3 protein-coding genes are annotated in these 20,892 nt (G+C 65.7%); all 3 read right to left on the reverse strand.

Features of this window, described 5'->3' with window-relative positions; translation table 11 throughout:
• Nucleotides 1–76: 76 nt before the first annotated feature.
• The 3 genes from ASD45_RS24005 to ASD45_RS12615 all read right to left on the reverse strand — a co-directional run bounded on the left by ASD45_RS24005 (nt 77) and on the right by ASD45_RS12615 (nt 20,828).
• Nucleotides 77–763: a hypothetical protein gene (locus ASD45_RS24005; protein ID WP_244485343.1), complete on the reverse strand. Its 687-nt coding sequence runs from the start codon at nt 761–763 to the stop codon at nt 77–79.
• A gap of 51 nt (nt 764–814) precedes the next feature.
• On the reverse strand, nt 815–2,452 hold the full coding sequence (locus tag ASD45_RS12610) for a ShlB/FhaC/HecB family hemolysin secretion/activation protein (protein WP_244485344.1): 1,638 nt from the start codon (nt 2,450–2,452) through the stop codon (nt 815–817).
• Between the two features lie 61 nt (nt 2,453–2,513).
• Nucleotides 2,514–20,828, reverse strand: coding sequence for a leukotoxin LktA family filamentous adhesin (locus tag ASD45_RS12615; protein WP_082540812.1), 18,315 nt, complete (start codon nt 20,826–20,828; stop codon nt 2,514–2,516).
• Nucleotides 20,829–20,892: the final 64 nt, after the last annotated feature.

Here is a 20,892-nt window from a genome sequence, read left to right on the forward strand (position 1 = left end):
TGCCCTCCATCGACAGCAAAAAGCCCGCCGGCTGCTGCGCCGGCGGGCTGCAATTTGCTCGAAGTCGGACGCCGTATCAGAACGAACCGGGCGGCAGGCGATAGATGTCCGGCGTCTTGGCGTCGGCGATGTAGAACAGCATCAGGGCCGTCGGCGTCAGGATGCGCTGGTTGTTCTCGCCCTGGCTGAAGGTGCCCTGCAGCAGCATCATGGTGGTGCGGTCCTTGGCATCGCTACCGCGGAACATCAGCAGGCCGTTGTTGAGCGGCATGTTGGTGGCGATACTCTCCGGCTTGAACCCCTCGCTCAGAAAGTGCGACCGCAGGACGCTCGAATTTGAGAACAGCTGCTCCGGCGTCATCTTCTCGTCCGTCGCCTTCGACCACGACACCGACACCTGGATCAGCTTTTTGCTCTGATAGCCGAAGATGTACGACACCTCAGCGGTGCCGCCACCTTGCAGCAGATCCGGCACCTTGATCAGCAGCGCCTTGGTGCGCTCGCCGGCATTCGGTTGTTCGCGGATCGCGTCGGCCTTGACGCCGAATTCCTTCGCGATGATGCCCTTCACTTCGGTCTCGGACATACCGAACTTGGCCGACCGAAAGCCGTCGACCGACGCAGTCGCGGTTTGCATGACTCCGGAAGCGCCGGCCGGCGCCGCAGGCTGCTCTTTCTTACCCTGGCTGAGCGCCGGGCCCTGCCCGGCCAGCAACGCCGCCGCGACGATCGCGCCGGCAAGTTTGTAAGAAGCTATCTTCATCAGGCTCTCCATAAGGCTCCATTCCGCATCGCGCGGCTACGCGGAGCCGGTTTACAAAAGTTGCAAGGGACGAATGGTGACGCGGCCGTAGAACTCACTGCGCGCCTGACCGACGATCACCGTCCGCCACGGCACGCCGACGCTCGCTTCGAAGGTGATCGGCGCATAAGGCGTCCACGAAAGGCCGACGCCGGCGGAATCGAGTTGCGTGACCGACGGCGACGTCGAGAACACCGCACCGCTGTCGACGAAGGCATAGAGGTCGAGCCCCTTGATGATGTCCGACATGTTCCGGTGCAGTTCGAGATTATAGTAATAGCCGCTGTCGCCGGACGCGGCGTTGGTGGGATAGCCGCGCACCGTCGTCGGACCGCCGACCGAGAACAACTGGTCGCCGGGCAGCAGCTCTTCCCAGGTGTATTGCCAACTGCCGAGCACGACCGCGCTGAACTGCGCCGGAAGCTGCAGCGAGCCATTGCCCGAACCGGTGAAGGTGTTGAAACTGCGTTCGCCGCCAAGAATCTTGTCGTGCCAGTTGATCGTATTGAAGCCCGGCGAAATGGTGAGGTTATAGTTGGTGGCGAGTGCCGACAGCGAGAGCCCGCCGGTCGTCTTGGTATAACGGTCGTTCGATACAGCGACGGCGGAGAAGTCGCTTTCCGAATTGCCATAGGCGTAAGCGCCGGTTGCTTGCAGCATCCAGACATCATTGACCCACACCGGCTGCGCCAGGTTGAGGGCGGCCTGGTTCGATGTGCCGGTGACGTCGAGGCTCTGGAATTGGCCCTGCACGATCTTGATGCGGCCTTGCGTATAGCTCAGCCCGATACGGCCGCCCCACGGATTGAACGGCATGTTGAAGGCGACGTTGCCGTTGAGGTTGCCCTTCGATTTGACGCCGTAGAAGGTCAGGCGATCGTCGATGCCGAGCAGGCCGTGACGCTTGTAATAGATGCCGCCTTCGTTGCGGCCCGTGGTCTGGACGCCCTGATTGTCGAAGAACAGTTGCAGCGTATTGACCGGCGGCTCGGTGACCGCGATCTGCAGGTCGGTCAGGCCGAAATCGGTGCCGGGCTGCAGCAGCGCGCGCAATTGTACTTCGTTGGCGCGATTGAAGCGCACCACGTCGCGATTGAGTTGCGGCACGTCGAGTACCTCGCCTTTCGGCGGATCGACGTTGCGGCGGATGAAAGTCTCCGAGGTCTGGTGATTGCCGACAACGGAGGTCTTCTGCAGCCGGCCTTCGGTCAGCTTGACCTTGATGATGCCCTTGTCGGCCGTCTGCGGCGGCAGGGTCGCGATGGCGGTGACGATGCCGCGCGCCGCGTAGATGGCGTTGACATCCGCCACCAGATCCTGGAGCGCCGCGATGTCGACGCGTCGGCCGACATATTTGGCGGCGACTGCGTCGAGTTCTGCCGGAGTGATGAATTTCGAGGCGTCGAACACGACCTTGCGCAGCAGGAACGTCTGGCCGCCACCCGGCACCTTGACCGCCGGTCCGCGGCCCGGCCCGACCACCGAGGGCCCCTGCTGCTTCGGCAGTTGCTGCTGCTGCTCCAGCCGCTGCCGTTGCCGCTCAAAATCCTGATTGATCACCCCCGGATTAACCTGAGGCGACACCTGCGCAATGACCGGGCCGGCCATCAGCGTGGCGACGAAGCCGACAGTGAACGCCGCGCGCCACATGGATGACCTGTTTAAAATTCCGACCGGCCGCCCTGCCCGAATACGGCGGGGGTATAAGGGGTTACCTACCATAAGCGGCGGACGCAAAGCTAACGAGCCCGCGGTTTTCCACCGCCGAGCTGCGGAGATTTGTCCGGTAACCCTTACGAAGCTTACGCTTTTCGCCGGTCGGCAGCAGACCGTCGACATTAACGGCCGGCCCCTCGCCGATCACCTCGATCGGACCCCGGCCAATGCGGCCTTCAGCCACGCCGCGCAGATAGAGCGCCATCAGCGCCGTCCTCTCCAGCCCCTCCACATCGCCCATGTCGCCGTTGCGCATGTCCCGCGGCGCGTTGCGCACGAAGGCCGAGCCGGTGAAATCGCCGCCGCCGTAGTTGATGATCGTCGAAGAGATCGTCGTATCGTAATAGACCACCTGCGTGTTGCTGAAGTTGGCGTTGCCGATCTGCTGCATCGTGAAGACGCCGCCCGGCTGGTAGAGTTGGAGATTGTTGCCGCCCACCGGGCCCGGACCGCGGTTGTTGAGCAGGATCTGGCCGGCCGGCGTATTCAACAGCATCTGGCCCGGCACATAGCCGGCGACGACCGTCAGCGACGGTGAGTCGACCGTGACCGCGGAGTCGACGACACTAAAGCGGTCGACGATGACCTGCGGCGGGTCGATATTGAGATTGGCGTACGTGGCGACACCGCCGCGATAGCCGGTGACGACGACGTGCAGCGGCACGGGCGGCACCGACGCCAGTTGCTCGGCGGTGACATGGATGATGTCGGCGCCGAGCGTCATCGCGCGATAGACGCTCAGCATACCGATCGAAAGGTTGTACGGCGTGCTCAAGGTCGCGGAACCCGCGCGCATCGTGCTCACATTGATGGATTGACCGCTGACAAACGACGCATCCCCGTTCGCGCTCACCGCACTGCCATTGATCGAGCCGTGGTCGGCAGTGACGATGATATCGCCAAGATCGCCCGGAATGCCGGTGGTCGTCAGCTGCTGGAAGGTGACGTTCTGATCGGCATGGATGGTCTGGGTGCCGCCGCTTGTGACGCTGGCGAAATTGATGCTGTCGGCGGTCGAGCGCGCGTTGACCGTCTTGCCCGCGGTCACGGTCGTCCAGTCGATCACCCCGCTCGCCGCGAGCGCTACCGAACCTGTCGTCGCGCCGAGCGTGGTGCCCTTGTTGGTGGTCGCCGCTGTCAGCGAGGCCGAACCGTTGGCCGCCACCGTGGTGCCCTGGATGTAGCCGGTGTCGGCGGTGACGCCGACACTGCCAGCATCGCCAGCGATGCCGTTCGTCGTCAGGCGATCGAAGTCCACGTTGCTGGCTGCGCGAATGGTCTGAGTTCCGCCGCTGGTGACGGTGCCGAAGTCGATGCTGTCGGCAGTCGAGCGCGCGTTGACCGTGGTGCCGGCCGTAATGGTCGCCCACTCGATCAGCCCGCTCGCGGCGAGCGACACCGAACCGACCGTCGCGCCGAGCGTCGTGCCCTTATTCGTCGTGGCAGCAACGAGTGAAACCGACCCATTTGCTGCGACTGTCGTGCCCTGGATGAAGCCGGCATCGGCGGCGACGCCGACGTCACCGACATCCCCGCCGGTGATGCCGTTGGTCGTCAGCGTGCCGAAGTTCACATTCTGCGCCGCGCGGATCGTCTGCGTGCCGCCGCTGGTGACGGTGCCGAAGTTGACGCTGTCGGCGGTCGAGCGCGCATTGACCGTGGTGCCGGCAGTCACGGCGGTCCAGTCGATAAGACCATTGGTGTTCATCGACACGGCACCTGTCGCGCCCGTGGCCGACACGCCGGTGATCGATATAGGCGCATTGAGCGCCACGCCGCCATTCGCGGCGATGGTGCCGCCGGTGATCCGCCCGGTATGCGACGTCACCTCCACGTCGCCGGCATCACCGGGAATGCCGGTGGTTGTGATCTGGGTAATCGCCATGTCCTGGGCGACGTCGAGCGTCATCTTGCCGCCGCTGGACAGGCTCGGGATATTCATCGTTTCGCGGGTCGAGGTGATGGTCAGACTGCCGCCCGCTGCGTTCACGGCATTCCAGGTGATCATCTCCTCGGCGCTCATGTCCATCGCACCGGCGATGGATGTGGCGGTGGTGCCCGAGATCGTCGTCTTGGCGAGCATCCGCGTTGCACCGCCGAGAGCGACCGAGCCGCCCACGATCGCACCATTATTTGAGGTGATGTCAGCTCCGCCAGCCGTGGCGGTCAATTGAGTGAACGTGACGTTCCTCTCGGCCCAAAGGCTCTGCGTTCCACCGCTCAAGATCGTCGCGATATCGATGGCGTCTGCTGACGACCGCACGTCCACTGTCGTCCCTGCGGTAACGGCGTTCCAGCCGATTTGGCCGTTGGTGGCGGTCATCGCGACCGAGCCGCCTGCCCTGACTTCGCCGCCTGTGATGCTCGTCGCGGCATTCATTGTCGCCGAGCCGCTGGCATCGACATTCACCAGTCCGGTCCCGAGGGCGATGATCGCGCCCTCATCGGAACGCAGGACGATATTGCTGCCGCTGCCGGTCGTGCTCACCTGCCTGAATGTAACGTTGTTCCTGGCCCACAGCGTCAGGCCGCCGCCGCTGGTCGCCACGTCGATGGTGATGGCGTCGCCGAGCGAATGCAGGAACATGCTGCCGCCGGCGCGGAGCACGGACCAGTTCAGCGTGCCGCCGTTTCCGGCAGCGCCGGTTGCGGTAATCGAACCTGCAGCGATCAGTGAGACGGAGCCGTTAGAGGTGATCGATCCGCCGATGATCGCGCCGTTGTCGGACGTCAAAGTTACGTCGCCCTGGCCGGGGGGAGCGGTATTGGTCAGTTGATCGAATGCGACGTCCTGTTTGGCGTGCATCGTGATGGAGCCGACCGTGGTCGCCGTGCCGACCCTTGCGCCGCCGTCCGTGGACGTCACGTCGATGGTCGTTGCGGCGTTGAGGGTCTGCCAATCAATGTCTCCGCGCGCGCTGAGGGCAATCAGCGTCGACGACGCGATGCTGCCGGTGCTGATAATCTTCGCGTTGGCTGCGAGCGGCGAACCGACCGGAAGGTTCGCGCCGGCCGTCAGGGTCACTCCGCCATAGGCCGTGATCGAACCGCCCAGGATCGCGCCTTCGCCGGTCGTCACGCTCACGTCTCCGGGATCGCCCGCAAGGACAAGGCTGGTGAGGCTGCCGAAGCTGACGTTGTCCGCAGCCAGCAGCCGCACCGTGCCGCGGCCGGTCGCGGTGCCGACAGTGAGCGTGCCGGCCCCGGTGGTCTTCGCGATAAAGTGGCCCGTCGCACCGGCACTGGTGCTGGCCAGAACGCTGTCGAGCGTGTAGCTGCCGGCGCCGGTAACATCGACGGTGCCTTCGACCGCGGACAACAGCGTCGCGCGCATGTCCGGTGCGGCCGTCAGATAGATACTGCCGTCGGTCGCGGTCGCGGCAAGGGCCTGCGAGCTCACCGCCACGCGCTGCGAGGCCGTGCCGATGTTGTTGGCCCTCAGCGACACGACGGCGCCCGTCCCGGTCGTCACCAGATCGGTCTGCGCATCGCCGTTGCTGAGGATCGCGGCGGTCGTCACGCCGCCGGCGTTGACGATGATCGAAGCGGCGTTGCCGGCGGCCGCATAGGATGCCGCCGACCTGAGTTGGCCGAGCGTGGCGTTGCCGGTGGTCGTGACCGAAAGCACGCCGGCGGCGTCGAGCACCGAGTAGTTGCCCATTGCCAACGTCGCGGCGACAACCGTGATCGCGCCGCCGCTGCTCTTCGCCGTCACCGGATCGAGACTGGTGCCGGCGCTGAAATTCACCGCGGCATTGGCGAGCAGCGTCAGCGCGCCGATGCTGTTGATATCGTTATTGAGGTTGATCGAGCCGGCGATGGTGCTGAGCGTCAGCGCGCCGCCCGAGGTCAGCGTCCCGCCAGCGCTGCCGATCACCATGTCGCTCTGCGGGCTGAGAATCTCCAGGGCGCCGACTGCGGAGCCGGTAATCGCGCCGGTAATCTTGACCTGCAGCGCCTGCAGCGTCGCGCCGTTGAAGCCGACATTACCGCCGGCGCTGACGTTGAGCGACGAACCGGAAATGTGGAACTGGGTCGGATCCGTGAACGAGGCGAGCTGGTAGATGCTGCCACTCGCGGTCAGTTCGATGGCCGACGAGCCCTGCCCGGCCATGACGCGGCCGAGCACCAGATCGCCAGTGGTCTGGTTGAGGTAGATGCCCTGCGCCGCCACGGCGTCATCGACCTGGCCGATCGTGGCGCCGGTCAGCGCCAGCCGCAACGCTGCAGAGCCGCTGCGGCCGATGCTGCCGTTGTCGGCCGTCAGCGTCAGGTTTGCGATGTTGCCGGAAATCGCCACCTGGCCCGCGACGCCACCAATGATGCTGCCGACGGCATGGAGTTGCACCTGGCCGCCGCCTGATGCCGTCGTCTGCACACCTGCCGATGCGGCCCCGGACACAGGGCCGAACAGCGACGCGCCAATGCCGCCGAGCAGCATGTCGCCGGCGCTGTCTTGTCCGTCCGACACGCTGCCGAGATAGATGTCGTTCAGCGCCTTGGCCGCCACCGGCCCGCGCGGGCTGACGATGACGAGGCTCTGCTGCTTGACCGTGATTGTATAGGTCGTGATGTGCGTGTTCGGATCGACGCTGGTCGCGACGCTGAGCTGTCCCGGTCCGGCGGTTGCCAGCAGGCCCTTCTGCGCGTCGGTCAGGTTCGAGGCGCTGGCGCTGGTGAAGCTGAACACGTCATCCGGAGCCAGGCTGCCGATCGACCCGTTCGGCGCGTAGAGCATCACCTGACGGCCGCTGACATTGATCGGCATGTCGGCGATCGACGGCGGCGCGCCGGTCGCGCCCTGGCCGACGGTGTAACGGAGCTGGTCGAGCGACCATTGCGAACCCGATGTCAGGCTGGCGTACAGCACCGACGACTGGTCGATGGTGTAGCTAAAGGCGGAGTTGTAGCCGCCGGGGGCGAGCGCGGCCGTCAGGGCGCTGGTGGCGATGATCTGGGCGTACGGGTCGTCGACCTGGTGCGCGGCATCGCGCGTCGCATTGAACTTCTGCTTCAGCGTATCGAGGGAGGCCGCCACCTGGCTGCCGACGATATCTTCAACCGTGCCGCCAAGCTGTGCCGCGGTCTTCAACCCGAGCAGATACTGGTCGCGGTTGTAGCGCTTGAACACTTCGGCGCGAATCGCCGCCTGCGCGTCGGCGGAATTCAGATCGGTGCCGGTTGCCAGCGTGCCGGCGGCGATGAGCTGCGCGCCGATCGCGGCGGTTCCGAGCGTGCTAATGCTGTAGGTGACGCCGTCGGCGAAGGCGAGATTGCGAAGCTGCCAGTAGTCGTTATAGGCGGCATTGACCATCGACTCGTAGCTCGCGACCGCCTGACCGCCAGAGCCGTTGACCAGGCCGAGGCTCGCCCACACGCCCTCGAGATACTGCTGCTGCGCCGTGCTCAGCCCGCCGCTGGTGATGCCGTTGAGGATGTTGCCGTTGAGGGCGGCGATCAGAACCGGGCCCTGCGAACTAACGGCCGGAACGATGGTGTTGGCGGGCGGCGCAATCAGATGCCCCAGCCGCACGTCGCCCTGCGGCTGCACGATGTAGGTGCCGGTCGCCGAGGTGCTGCTGAGCAGACCGCCATCCGTCGCACCGTTGTCGAACGTGGTCGCCCAGGTCTGCAGCACGATCGGATTGGCCGACAGCGTCGTGCCACCCTGGCCGTCGGAGACGAGCGACGCGCCGACGGCGCCGGCCGTGGAGTCGAGTTCGATCGAACGGGCAACGATGATCGGGCTGCTGGCGTTATAGGCCTGGGCCGATGTGATGTCGCCCGACGCGGTCAGGTAGACGTCGCCGCGCGGCTCGGGCCGGCCGGTCGAGGCATTGCTGTAGGCCGTATTCACCGTCACGCGGTTGACCGAAAGCGGGCCAGCGGCGCGCACGGCGATGTCGCGGTCGGTCGAACTTGCGGTCAGCGTGCCGCCGTAGACTTGCACCGGAATCGGGTTGGCGGCGGTGCCGACGCCGCCCTGCCCGTTCAGCGTCACGGTCGTGCCGGTGACGACGGCGTTGGCGGCGCCGGACGCCACCGTGATCGACGAATTGGCGCCGGTGGCGTCGAGCCGCGTGGTGCCCTGCAGGTTGTTGATCGGGCCATTGAGCACGATGCTGGAGTTCGAATTGACGTTGACGGTGCTCAAGCCGCCGCCGTTGAATGAAATCCCGATCGGGAACGACGCCTTGACCGTGTTGGTCAGCGTCAACGTTACGCTGGTGTAGATCTCCTGGTTCCAGGTGCCGCTGAAGTCGGTGCCGCAGCACTTGTCGCCGGTCGAAAACGAATTGAGGTAATAGCTGCCGCTCGCCGTCATCACCGACTGGAAATTGTCGCCCTGCAGGCTGCCGGTCGCCTGACCGTTGCTCACGCTCTGGACATTCGCCACCAACGTTCCGGCGCTGCGAGTCCAGCCATTGAGTCCGGTCGCGCCGGTATTGGCGAAAGTCCAGTTGTACTGGTTGGACTGCGTGTTGCTCGGTCGCGTCAGCGTCGCGGTATCGACCCACTGATAATACATATTGGCGGCCGGATCGTACTCCAGACCGCTGGGCCCGCTCTGGCCGACGATGCTCACGTTCGAGCTGGTGTAGGCGCTCGTCGTAATGTTGTTGGCCTGATAGGTCGTGACCTGCTGGCCGGCAGAAGCGCCGGCATTATAGACGTACCAGGTCGTCTGGTTCTTGAGGTGATCGACGATCTGCACGACGCTCGCCGCGGTGACGCCGGTGTTGATCGTGTTGGTGACGAGATCGAAGCCGCTCGTATTAACGACATTGACCGTGCCGGCGCCGCCATTGACGATGATGTTGCCCTGCGAGCTGCCCGACGTCGACGTGCTGATGATCTTGCCGTTGAGATAGACGTAGCCGCCGGTGCCCTGCACCACGCTCGACAGCACGATCTGGTTGGTCAGCGCGTTATACTGGGCACCGATCTTCACGTCGCCGCTGGCGCTGGTGCTCACAACCCCCGACAGGTCGACCAGCTTACCGGCCGCCGCATTCTGTCTGGCCGACGCGAGCTGGTCTGAATGGCTGAGAATGTTGTTGATCGTATCCCTGGCGGTATCGCCGATATTGACCGAGTAGTTGCTGGTCTGGCCGACGGTCGCGGTGCCGTTGATGTTGATGACGTCGGCCGAAATGATCAGCGCCTTGCCGAAGTTCAGCGAACTTGCGGGAGTGGTGGTCGACTGCGCCGTCTTTGGCTGCAGCGCATAGGGCTGCAAGTGGATGACCTGGAAGTAGGAGCCGCAGCCCGAGCAGTTGAACGGGCCGCCATGGCCGCCGTCGCCATAGGCCTGGTCTTCGTAATTATGCCGCTCCCACGGCGCGAATACGAGACTTTGCGACGTATTTTCGATCGTGTTGTAGTTACCCGTCAGTCCGTTCGTCGGCAGGAAAATCGCCGACCACAGACTGCCGCCACCGTATGACAGGCTCAGCATACGTGCCGTAAAGATCGTGTCGGCGTTCGAGTAATTGGTGACCACCGAATTCTGGAACGTATCACCGGAGTTGCTATAGAAATACTGGTACGGGTGCTTGGTGCCGTCGCCGCCCATATAGACGCTGCCGTACGTGCCGAGCCACGTCGCCGCCGCCTCGACCGCAGTCAGCGTGTCGGTCGGCCGGAATTCCTGGCTGTCCCACTGCGACGCGACGTCGCCGCTCAGGTTGTAGATCGAATTCGCGCCGCCATTGAACGTGAAGGCGCCCTTCGGGACGTACATTTCCATGGCGAGCGGCGTCAGGCTCTTCGTCGCCACCACGCTGCCGAGCAGGTCGGTGATGCTGAGCAGGCCGTTGACGACCGTGACCGCGCCATTGAAGTAGATGTCCGGCGGCGTCGCCAGCGGCTGGCCATTATAGACCGGCAGACCAGTATTGGTATCGATGGTGTTATAGCTGGCGCTGACCCTGATCAGAGGCTGCGTGCCCGTCGTATCGCGGCGATATGTAATGCCGAGCGACTGGGATTCGCCGGCCGAGCCGGTAAAGTTGACATTGCCGCCGGTGACCGCCGTGACCGTCAGCGCGTTGAGGGCAAGGAACTTGATGCCCTGATTGTCGATCGAGATCAGCGGCGAGCCGTTGGCAGTCACCGAACCGTTGGTGCCATACAAGTTCTTGGCGAGGATCGAGACATTGCCGGCCGACGCCAGGATGTTGTTGAAGGCATAAACCTGGCCCGAGCCGCGCGAGGCGAACGGCGCCTGCTGGATCAGCGTATCGATCTGGCGCTGCTTCGTGCCGGCGGTGTCGTCATTGACAGCGGTGATGGTCTGGTGACCGGAAATCGCCGCATCGACCTGCGTCGTGGAGAGCCCGCTGAGCGCCGCGATCTGGCCGAGCACGTCCTGATACGGGCTGAAGCCGCCGGTCAGCGAATACTGGATGGTCTGGTGATTGTAGCTCATCACCGGATTGAACTGGCTCGGATCCGAGACCTGCTCCAGCGTCAGATTCCAGCAAGTGGACTGCACCTGGCAGCTCAACCCCGTGTCCAGCGTCAGCGCGCCATTCACCCCGATGACGATGGTGTTGCTGTTATGGATGCCGGCGACGACGCGGCCGTTGATGACCACATCGCCAATACCCGCGACATTGTTCGCGTCCGCGTTGGAGATGCTGCGGTCGCTGTGGTTCTCGGTCGAGAACAGTGTCAGGTACGGATTGTAGCTGGTGCCCTTGCCCTGCGCCGACATCCCGCCTTGCGTGGCGCCGAGGAAGACGTTGTTGGCGCCGAGCACCAGCGAGCCGGCGCCGAGCGTCAGGGTCGCGTAGCTGTAGGCCTCGGCATTGCCGTCATAGGTCGGGTTGATCGGGATCAGAGCGTAGTTGTAGACGACAGTCGTCGCATTAGCCGTAACCTGGCTGAAGGCGCCGCCACCCCCGCTCGCCGCCGCAAAGTTGCTCTGACCGGCATAGATGCTGATCGGGCCCCAGGCCTCGATGCGCGTTCCTGCCGCCACACTAACGGACTGGTGCGAGGTCACGACCGTGCTGGTGGAAGCGCCGGCGCCGGTCATCAGACCGTACAGGTTGGCGTTGGCGGCCGTGCTGGCGTTCAAGACTGCAGCGCTGCCGATATCGATACCGCCGGCGCTGAACAGTTCGGTCGCGTCGATGCGCACGCCGAGAGTCGCGGTCTCGGTCATCGTCGAAGTGGCGCCGCCGCCCGCGAACAGGCCGCCCGCCGTCAGGCTCACCGTGTCGGCGGCAGTCAGCGTGGCAAAGGATCCGATGTGGATCTTGGCGAGCGAGGTCAGCGGATTGTCGTTGAGGCTGAAGATGGTGCCGCTGTCGATGTAGGTGTTGACGGTCTGCGTCACCGTCGAGCTGCTCAACGTCGCCGCGCCGGCCGCGACACCGCCGGATCCGGCGCGCGCGCCGCCGCCCGTCTTGGTCACCGTGTCGGCGGCGATGACGTTCATATCGCCCCCGGCCGAATTAATGACCAGATTGGCGCCGACGCCGGCGTTCACCGTGGACGTGATGGTGTTGGCGGCATTGCCGCCACTGGCGCCGATCGCCGACGCCTGGAACGCGTCGCCGGTGGCGGCATAATTCGTGGTGTGCCCGGCGCGCACGCCAAGGCCGCCGAGATAGAGTATCGTCGCCGTCGTGGTGTTGGCGTTGCCCTTGAGCGAAGCGTCCACCGTCGACGTCGTCGACGTGGTCGAGACCGCGGCGGCGCCGGCGGAGAAACCGCCGGAGCCGGCGGTCGATTTCGCTGCATTGGTGTCGGTGCCGGTCGCGACGATCGAGAGCGAGCCGGTGTTGTTCGCAGAAGTGACGACGCCGGTGTCGAGATAAGCCGTGGTGTGGCCGTTCGACGACGCCAGAGTAATGGTGGCGCCGGCCGCGACATAGCCGAACGCGGCCCCGGTCGCCTCGGCATATTGGTCGGTGTCGTTCTGCGCCCCGATCGAGACATCGGCCGACGGCAACGTCACGCCGGTGCCGCCATAGGCCAGCACGGTGGTCGTATTGTTAGCCTCTGCGTAGCTGCCCTGCAGGCCATAGAGCGTACCGCCACCAGCGGAAATGGCGTGGGCGTAAGACGAATGATCGCCGCTCGGCACCGCGGCAACGGCGCTGACCACCAGGGGGCCGCCGGAGAAAGTGGTGCTGTTGCCGACATCGGCGGTGATGGTCATCGACGCGCTGGAAATGGACGACGAGACGCCGATGCCGACGCCGCCAATGGCCTCGCCGTGCGAGTAGGTGCTCACATCCGGCGTACCGCTGGCATAGACCAGCACGCCGGTGCCGGCGGCCGAAATATTGGCGCTGGCGCCAATCTGCGCCAGCACGGTTTCGGTGTCCGAGGCGTTGGCCGACGAGCCGGCGCCGGAGAATACGCCGGCGGCGCCGGCGATGGTCTCGGCGGAGACGCTGCCGGCCGCGGTCGCCATCACCGCGACATTGGCCATGCTGGTGACGTGCGTGCTGTCCGCGATCTGCGCCGTGACGTGGCTCGTCTTATTGGCGAAGGCGAGTGACAGGCCGACCGCGGCGATGCCGCCGGCGCCGCCATAGCCGTACGACGAGATGCTCGAGGAATCCGACGCCGTCACTGCGACAGTGCCCGTCGTCGCGCCATTGGCGCCGCCGCTGGTGGTCGCGCCGAGGTTCGCTAGCACGGTGTTGTTGATGATCGATTTGCCGACCGCGGCGCCGAGACCGACATAGAGACCGCCGGCGCCGGCGGCGCCGAGCGTCTGCACCGCCTTGCCCGAGCCGTGATCGCCGGCGCTCGCCGAGATCGAAATCGCCGGCGCGGTCAGCGAGCCGCCGGTCGCCTGCGCGGTGACGGTCTGCGACACGGTGGTGTAGGCGACACCGGCGCCGATGCCGCCGACGGCAACGCCGATCGACAGCGAGCCGGCGATATTGCGGGTCGCCATCTGCGATGCGGCGGTGATGCCGATCGAGCTGGCGGTGACATCGCTGTTGAGAATCTGCGCCGAGATGCCGTCGACGCCGCCGCCGACGCCGCCGACGACGTCGGTCTGAGTAACCGCGCCGGCATTGCCGAGCGTGCCGCTCGAGGAGTCGCCGCTGCTGGCGCCGGCGTTGAGCACGCTCATTTCGTCGCTCGTGGCGCCGGAGCCGACCAGCACCACGCCGACCGTCGCCGCCAGGGCCACCTGCCCGCTGAGCGCGGCGGTCAGCGTGATCGGATTGATGTCGCGGATGCTGTTCGACGAAACATTGACGGTGCTGGCGCCGCGCACCGTGGCGCCGGCCATCAGCGCCTTGGTGTTGCTCTTGAAGGAAACGAGATTGACCGCGGCGCCGGCGCCGAACGAGCCGCCGCCGGCAATGCCACCCACCGTCGGCGCGATCGAGTCGGTTTCGTTCGCTTGCACCGACACGGCGGCGTTCATGGCCGTGCCGTACATGGTGGCGCTGGCGTTGCGCAATTCGGCGTCGACGCTGTTGTTGACGAACATGCCGGAGAATTGCGCGGCGATACCGGCGCTGCCGCCGATCGCGCCGACGATGGCGTAGCTGATCGCGTTGGTGGTATTGGCGGCGGCGATCGACAGCGCGCCGGTGAGGTTCAGCACCGTTGCCGCCGACGTCGGATCGAGGTCGCCGACCAGCGCGCTTACGGTGTTGCTGCTGGTGGCGACCAGCACGGTCGCGCCGACGCCGGCCGACATCCCGAGCGAGCCGCCGCCGAGCGCAGCGAAGAAGCCGTTGACGCCTGTGGCCTTCACCGAGACGCTGCCGGCATTGATGGTGCCGTGGTCGATAGTTGCCGACGTCGTGCCCTGGAACAGGTTGGTCGCCACCGAGCCGGCCACAGCGGCGCTGCCCATGCCGCCGGCGCCACCGACCGCCACGCCCGAGGAGCCTTGCCAGCTATAGGCCTGGACCGTCACCGCGCCGGCCGAGGTCCGCGTGTTGCCGCCCACGGTCGTCAGTACGCCGACATTGGTGCTGGTCACCGAGGCGATGGTGGAGCGGTTGATAAGGTTGGTGACGGCGACGGCCGCGCCGGCCTTGTCGCCGAAGGCGATCGCATAATCGAAATTGTTGGTGAAGGTGACGCTGCGTGCCGACACGTCGATCGCCGGCGGCGCCGCCTGTGCCGCGAGGTTGGTGTCGAGCGCCGAATTGGTCACCGTCGCCTTGGTGATACCGCCCATCTTCGTCGTGATGACGTTGACCGCCACCGCGGCGCCTTCGCTGACTCCGAGCGTTACGGTCGTCGAGATCGCCGTTTCACGCGAGCCCGCATTCACGGCAATGCCGTGTACCTGCCGGACGTCCTTGCCGAGATTGGCGACGGCGGCCGGCGTGACCGAGTTCGACGGTGAATCCGGTGCCGACGAGGTCTGGGTCGCGCCGGCGACGAGCTTGCCGTCGATGACCTGCAGGCCGCTCTGGCCCAAGGCCGCCGCGTCCAGCGTGCTGTTGGTGACGGTGGCGAAGGTCTCGCCGGTCGTGTTGGTGCCGCCGAGCACGTTGGTGACCACCGAGATGCCGATGCCGGCGGTCTCGGCGCCGATGGCCACGGCGCCGGCGATGGCGTTGATGGCGTTGTCGTTGGCGGCGAGCACGCCGATATTGTTGGTCGCATACAGCGTCGAGTTGCTGACCGACGACCGGACATTGCCGTTGGCCAGATTGGTCGACACCGAGCCGTTGGCGGAGAAATTTTCCCCGGACACGGCCATGCCGGCGGCGACCGCGAGAATCTCGCCGCTCGACTGGCTCTGTACGACGATGTCGCCGGTGCTGAAGGTGCCGGAGCTGTTGTAGGTCGTATAGACGCTGGCATTGCTGATCGCGGCCGCGGTGTCGGTGGCGATATTGTTGCTCGAGATCGCGACGCCGGCCGCCGGATCCTCGGCCGACAGCGACAGGTTGAGCGCGATCGCGGTGATGTTCGATGAATTGGTTGCGCTGACGGCGAGCGCGCCGACCAGCCCGCCGGAAATTCCCGTACCGATCGTTGTTGGCGCCCCCGTAAGACTGCCGACCGTGGCGCTGGCGCCGCCGGTGATGGTGTTGCTGACCGAGGCGCCCTCGAAAGCGAAGCCGTCGCTCGAGGCGCCGATGCCCGCGGCGATCGAGGTGATCGTCGTCGAATCGCCGGCCGAAACGGCGACCGCGTTCTGCGCCGTGACCGTGACGCCGGAGATCGAAGCGACGTGGCTATTGCCGACTGCGTTGTTGATCAGCGCGATGCCGACCGCCGAGCCCTCCCCGGCCGTCATCACGCCGGCGACCGAGATGATCTGCGCCGAGGACGACTGCAGCAGCGCCGCAGCCGTCTGGTTCGAGGCCGACGTGTCGTTGGGATCGGCGGCGTAGTTGGCGCGATAGGTCGTGCCCTGGTTGTCGTTCGGGTGGAAGACCGAGTTGTAGTCGATCGGGATGTCGTTCGGATTGGTCGAAGCGACGACATTGACGTTCTGGTTGGCGGTGATCGCCAGCGCCGTGGTGCCGCTGTTGCTGATGGTCGCCGAGGTGGTGGCGTCGAGCGTCGTGAAGATGAACGAGCCGCCGATGCTCGCCGTCCCGCTGGTGCCGCCGGCCGCGGCGCCGGCATAGATTACCTGCGGCGACACCGCCACGACGTTGACGTCGGTGAAGCCGGTCACGCTGGAATTGGAGATGCGCGCCTCGGTGGCCGGCCCGGCATCTGGATCGCGAAGATCGATATAAGTCACCGCCAGGCCGAAACCGCCTTTGCCGCCGAAGAAGAACGAGCCTCCGCCATTGCCGAGCATGGTGCTCTGATCGGCGAGCACCAGCGCATTGCCGCTGCCGGCATTACTGATCGTCGAACTGTCGACGTAAGCCGCGACACGGTCGCGAACTTTGGTGGCCGATACCGACCCGGCAATCGTGGCAGACAACTCGCTTTCCGACGTATCGACCGACAGGCCGATGCCGGCGACGACGCTGAGGCCGCTGGTCAGCGCCTCGACCGCAACCGAGCCGATGTTGACGGTCGAGGACTGGATATAAGCGAGCGTCGTGTTGCTGCTGGAGGCGACCGCGATCGCTCCGGACAAGGCGCCCGACGTCGGCCGCGGCCGGCCCGCCAGAGTGATGGCCGCGCCGCCGGCGCCGCTCACCACCAGCGAATTGTTGACGGCCTGCACCTGAACATACGGATTAGAGGCCGTGCCGCGCTGCGTGGTGACGTGGTCGAGATAGGCCTCGGTATCCATCGCCGTATCGGTGATCGCCGACGCGCCGGACAGCGAAATCGAAATTGTCGCGGTCACCGTGTTCTGCACGGCGGCGAGCACCTGGCCGGACAGCGAACTCGCCGGCACCGGCGGCGGCTCCGGCGCCGAACTGTCCACCACCTGCGACACCAGCGACGCGGCGATGACGTTGCCGCTGGTCTTGGCATCGACGTCGAGCGCGCCGGTCTTGACGAAGCCCGCCGCGGACGGGACCACCGCCTGGTTCGGATCGACGTCGGTGCCGGCGATCGTCGAATTGTCGCCGATGAAGGCCTTGGTCGTGGTGTTGATGCCGTTATAGGTGACCGCCGCGCCGACGCCGGACGAGCCGCTGAACGAGATGTCGCCGGCGATCGTATAGATGCCGAGCGTCTCAGTGGCGTTGACGGTGACCGAAGCCGCCGTGACCTGCGCCTTGTTGCCGATCGAGGCAATGGTGCGGTCGGTGAGCTGGAAGACATCGACCAGGCCGCTGATATTGATGCCTTCGCCGGCGCCGTTGACCGGCGAGGCGTTGACGACGCGGTCGAAGGAATTGGCTTCGACGTCGACGCCGGCGCCGCTCGATATGATGGCGCCCTGCCCGATGCCGGCATAGGTGTTGGCGGTGTCGGTCAGCATGCCGAGCGAGGCGCCGACCGCGGCGGCGCCGTTGGCGACGTTGCCGCCAAGCAGGCCGAAATTGCCGGCGATGTTGATGGTCTCGCGCGTCGTCGTCGCCAGGACCGACAGCGGCCCGGTGAAATTCGAGGCGATATCGGCGGCGCCGGAATTCGGATCGAGACCGCCGAGATTGGCCGACCAGGCGTTGTTGTTGGTCGAGGTCGCGGTCACCTGCGCGCCGTTGCCGATCCACGCCGTCGTATTGGTGTCGAAGATCGCGTAGTTCATCGAGCCGGCGATGCCGAGGCCGGTCGAACCCGAGGTGGCGTTGGCGCCGGTGGTGACGATCGACTTGTTGGCCAGCAGCCCGTCGAGCACCGAGCCGAAGTCTTTCCAGTTGATGTTCTCGATCGGCGACGGCAGCGCCGTATTGGCGGCAACGCCAACCTTCGCCGCATTTACGATCGCGTCGGGGCCGATATAGGCCGCCGAGTTGCGGGTGATTTCTGAGTAAGCGATGCCGGCCGACACGGCGAGCGAGGCCGACGGGTTGAGCGAGGTGCCGTTCTTCGGGCTGTTGACCGCGCTGGTCGCGAGATTGAGAAAGGCGGCGTCGGTGGTGTCGCTGCCGATGGCGACATTGCCGCTGGCATAGATCCGCGGCGCCGTCGCCACAATACGATTGCCGTTGTTGTCGAGATCGGCGGCGACGCTCGCCGAACTGGTCTGCGTGCCGTAGGACAGCGACACGCCGCCGGCGAACATCGGCAACGTGGTGCCGCCAAGCTTCATCGCCTGGCCGAAATTGGTGAAGCCGAACAGATTGGCAAGGAGCCCGGCATTCGGCGGGCTGACGCCCCCGCCCTGCACGCCCTGGCCGACCGCGCTGCCGACCGTCGATAGCGCGGTCAGCGCGTCGGCGAAGGCGCCGGCCCCTGCGGTGGCCGAAGCCGAGGTCTGGTTCTTGGATGTTTCGTCCTGCGCCAGAATGGTGACGTTGCCGACCTTGTTCGTCGCCGAGCCGATATCGGCACCGACATGCGCGACCGCGCTGCTGTTGAAGTCGCTGATCGCCAGCGCGGTGCCGGCGGCGCCGCCATTGCGGGCGTAGGAATTGGCGGCGACGCCGAACGAGTTGTCGTTGCGGGCGAGCACGTTGACCGAACTGCCGGTGCCCGACATGGCGATGGTGGCGCCGGAGGCTATGGTCGCCGCGGCATTAACGTCGGCGTCGGCATAGGCGACCGAGAACACCACCACCGCGCCCTGCTGGCCGAAAATGCCGGAGATCGTCGCCGACTTGATATCGACCGTGGCGCTGTTGACCGCGGCAACGGTCAACGCGCCGCCGCCGCTGATATTGGCGCCGTTCGCGATATTGACGGTGGCGTTGTTGCGAACCGACCCGACGACGACGGAGCCGGCGAGGAACGAGCCGTTCGACAGGCCGAGCGCCGGATCCGACGATACCGTGGTCGTTCGGGCCGTCAGCGAAATCGAGCCGGTGCTGTCGTTCTGCGCGATCAGGTGCGCGGTGCCGCCAACATTGACCGTCGCGTTGGCTTCCGACTGCACATAGCCCGGCGTCAGACCGAGCGGCAGCAGGTTCAAGAGCAGCGTGCCGCCGATGACGGTCGCCATGTCGCCGGGGCTGGTGTTGTTGGAATTGAGTGCATAGACCGACTGGGCGGTCGCCGTCGCCGCGGCGCTGATCGAGCGCGCCGCGATCGTGCCGTTGATGTTGATCTCGGCGGTAGCGCTGGCAACGCCGATGGCCTTGTAGTCGGACTTGGTCGCCACCATGCTGACGGTGCCACCGGTGTACGACGTGCCGTTGTTATTGACGTCGGCGAAGATCTTGCCGCCGCTGCCGATGGTGATCGACGGCGCCGTCAGCGTGACTGACCCGGAGTTGCCGGTCGAAACCTTGCTCGACGCCGACAGGACATCAGTGGCGAGCGCGCCGGCGTACGAGCGCGTGTCGATCGTGCCGTTGATGGTGATCGTCGCGGCGGAGATGCTGATGCTGACGACACCGCCGCCGGTCGCGGTGCGCCGGCCATCGATCGTGGTGCCGCTTTCGAGCGTGAAGGTGCCGTTGCAATTGCCGCCGCCGGAGCCCGCGCACAGGATGAGCGTGCCGCCCGCATCGACCGAATTGACCCAGCCCGTCACGTCGCTGCTGGTGTAGTTGCCGCTGCCGCCGATATCGATCGGGTTGTCGCTGATCGTCATCGTGGCCGGGTCGATGAGCAGATAGCCGGCCGTACCGTTCGGCGCGCCGATATTGACCTTGACGCCACTCGGGATATTCAGGCGGCCGAAGGCGCTGAGTTCGACAATGCCGCCGTTTCCGACGGTCGAGCTGGCATCGAAGGTCGCGCCCGGTTCGACGATGAGATCGCGATCGGCGATCAGTCGGATCGTGCCGGCATTGCCGTTAGCGCTCTTGGCCGACAGCACGCCGTAACCCGCGACCTTGATGTCCTGGCCGGCATTGACGGCGATCGAGCCGCCCTGCCCGTTCTTGGCGGCGACGGAGATGTTGGCCTTGTTGCCGATCTCGACATTGTGGGCGGCGTTGACGCTGACCGATCCGCGCCGCGCCGACATGCGGGCATTCACCTTCGCATCGTTGGCGGCGACGATCTGGATCGAGCCGTTGCGCACGACGATGCCGTTGGCGCTACGCAGGCCGCGCGAGTTCACGGTCGAGGCGAAACGCGTTGCCTGTTCGCGGTTGGCCGTGCTGCGGCTGCCGACGAACACGTTCTGTCCGGTGAGCCGCACGGCATCGACGGCGTTGACCTTGCCGCGAATGCGGATGTTGCCGTTCGGCGAGATCGGCACGGTGCCGGCGAGCAGGTTGGCGACGGCGGCATCGTTGATCTGCCCGCTCGGGCTGATCACGCTGTCGACGAATTCGCGGGTCGGCGTCGAAACGTTGAGGCTGCCGACATTGACGACGCCGCTGCGGCCGACAACGAAGCCGTACGGGTCGGCAAAGTAGACATTGCCGCCGATCTGGCCGTTTTTGTAGGAATTCAGCGTGCCGTTCACATAGGCCGGCGCGTCGCGGACGATGTTGATCAGGTTCTGCGTGCCATTCGGCAGTTGCAGGTTGACGGTGTTGCCGCGGCCGACGCCGAACTGCGAGAACGAGTTGAAGCCGTTCGCCCCCGACACGGTCGAGGTCGTGATGTTGGTGACGTTGCCCTGGCTCTGCACCTGGGTCTGCGTCCGCCCATCCGTAATAATGACGTTGGCCTGCTGGGCGCGCACCGGCCAGGCCGCCATCATGGTGGCCAGCCCGCAGCAGATCACCTTGGTGGCGAAACGGTCGATGCGCTCGCGCCAGTCCGCCGGCACGCGCCGGCGCACCGCGACGGCGATGCGGGTCGCGGCGCCGCGCCAAGCCGCAGCCCGACTGCGGTCAGTTGGGCAGTCCCGCTCTGGCGCAGATGGCCAATCCATCAAACCCGTTGCCTCGGTGGGGGCGACAAGCCCCACCCAAGACGCCGGCAACGCGAAAGCTCAG

It is taken from the genome of Pseudolabrys sp. Root1462, assembly GCF_001426945.1.
Lineage (GTDB): Bacteria > Pseudomonadota > Alphaproteobacteria > Rhizobiales > Xanthobacteraceae > Pseudolabrys.

What these genes read in the sequence shown, in the direction of transcription:
- ASD45_RS12615 (WP_082540812.1), bottom strand. Translation starts at nt 20,828, where the DNA reads ATGGATTGGCCATCTGCGCCAGAGCGGGACTGCCCAACTGACCGCAGT.
- ASD45_RS12610 (WP_244485344.1), bottom strand. Translation starts at nt 2,452, where the DNA reads ATGTGGCGCGCGGCGTTCACTGTCGGCTTCGTCGCCACGCTGATGGCC.
- ASD45_RS24005 (WP_244485343.1), bottom strand. Translation starts at nt 763, where the DNA reads ATGAAGATAGCTTCTTACAAACTTGCCGGCGCGATCGTCGCGGCGGCG.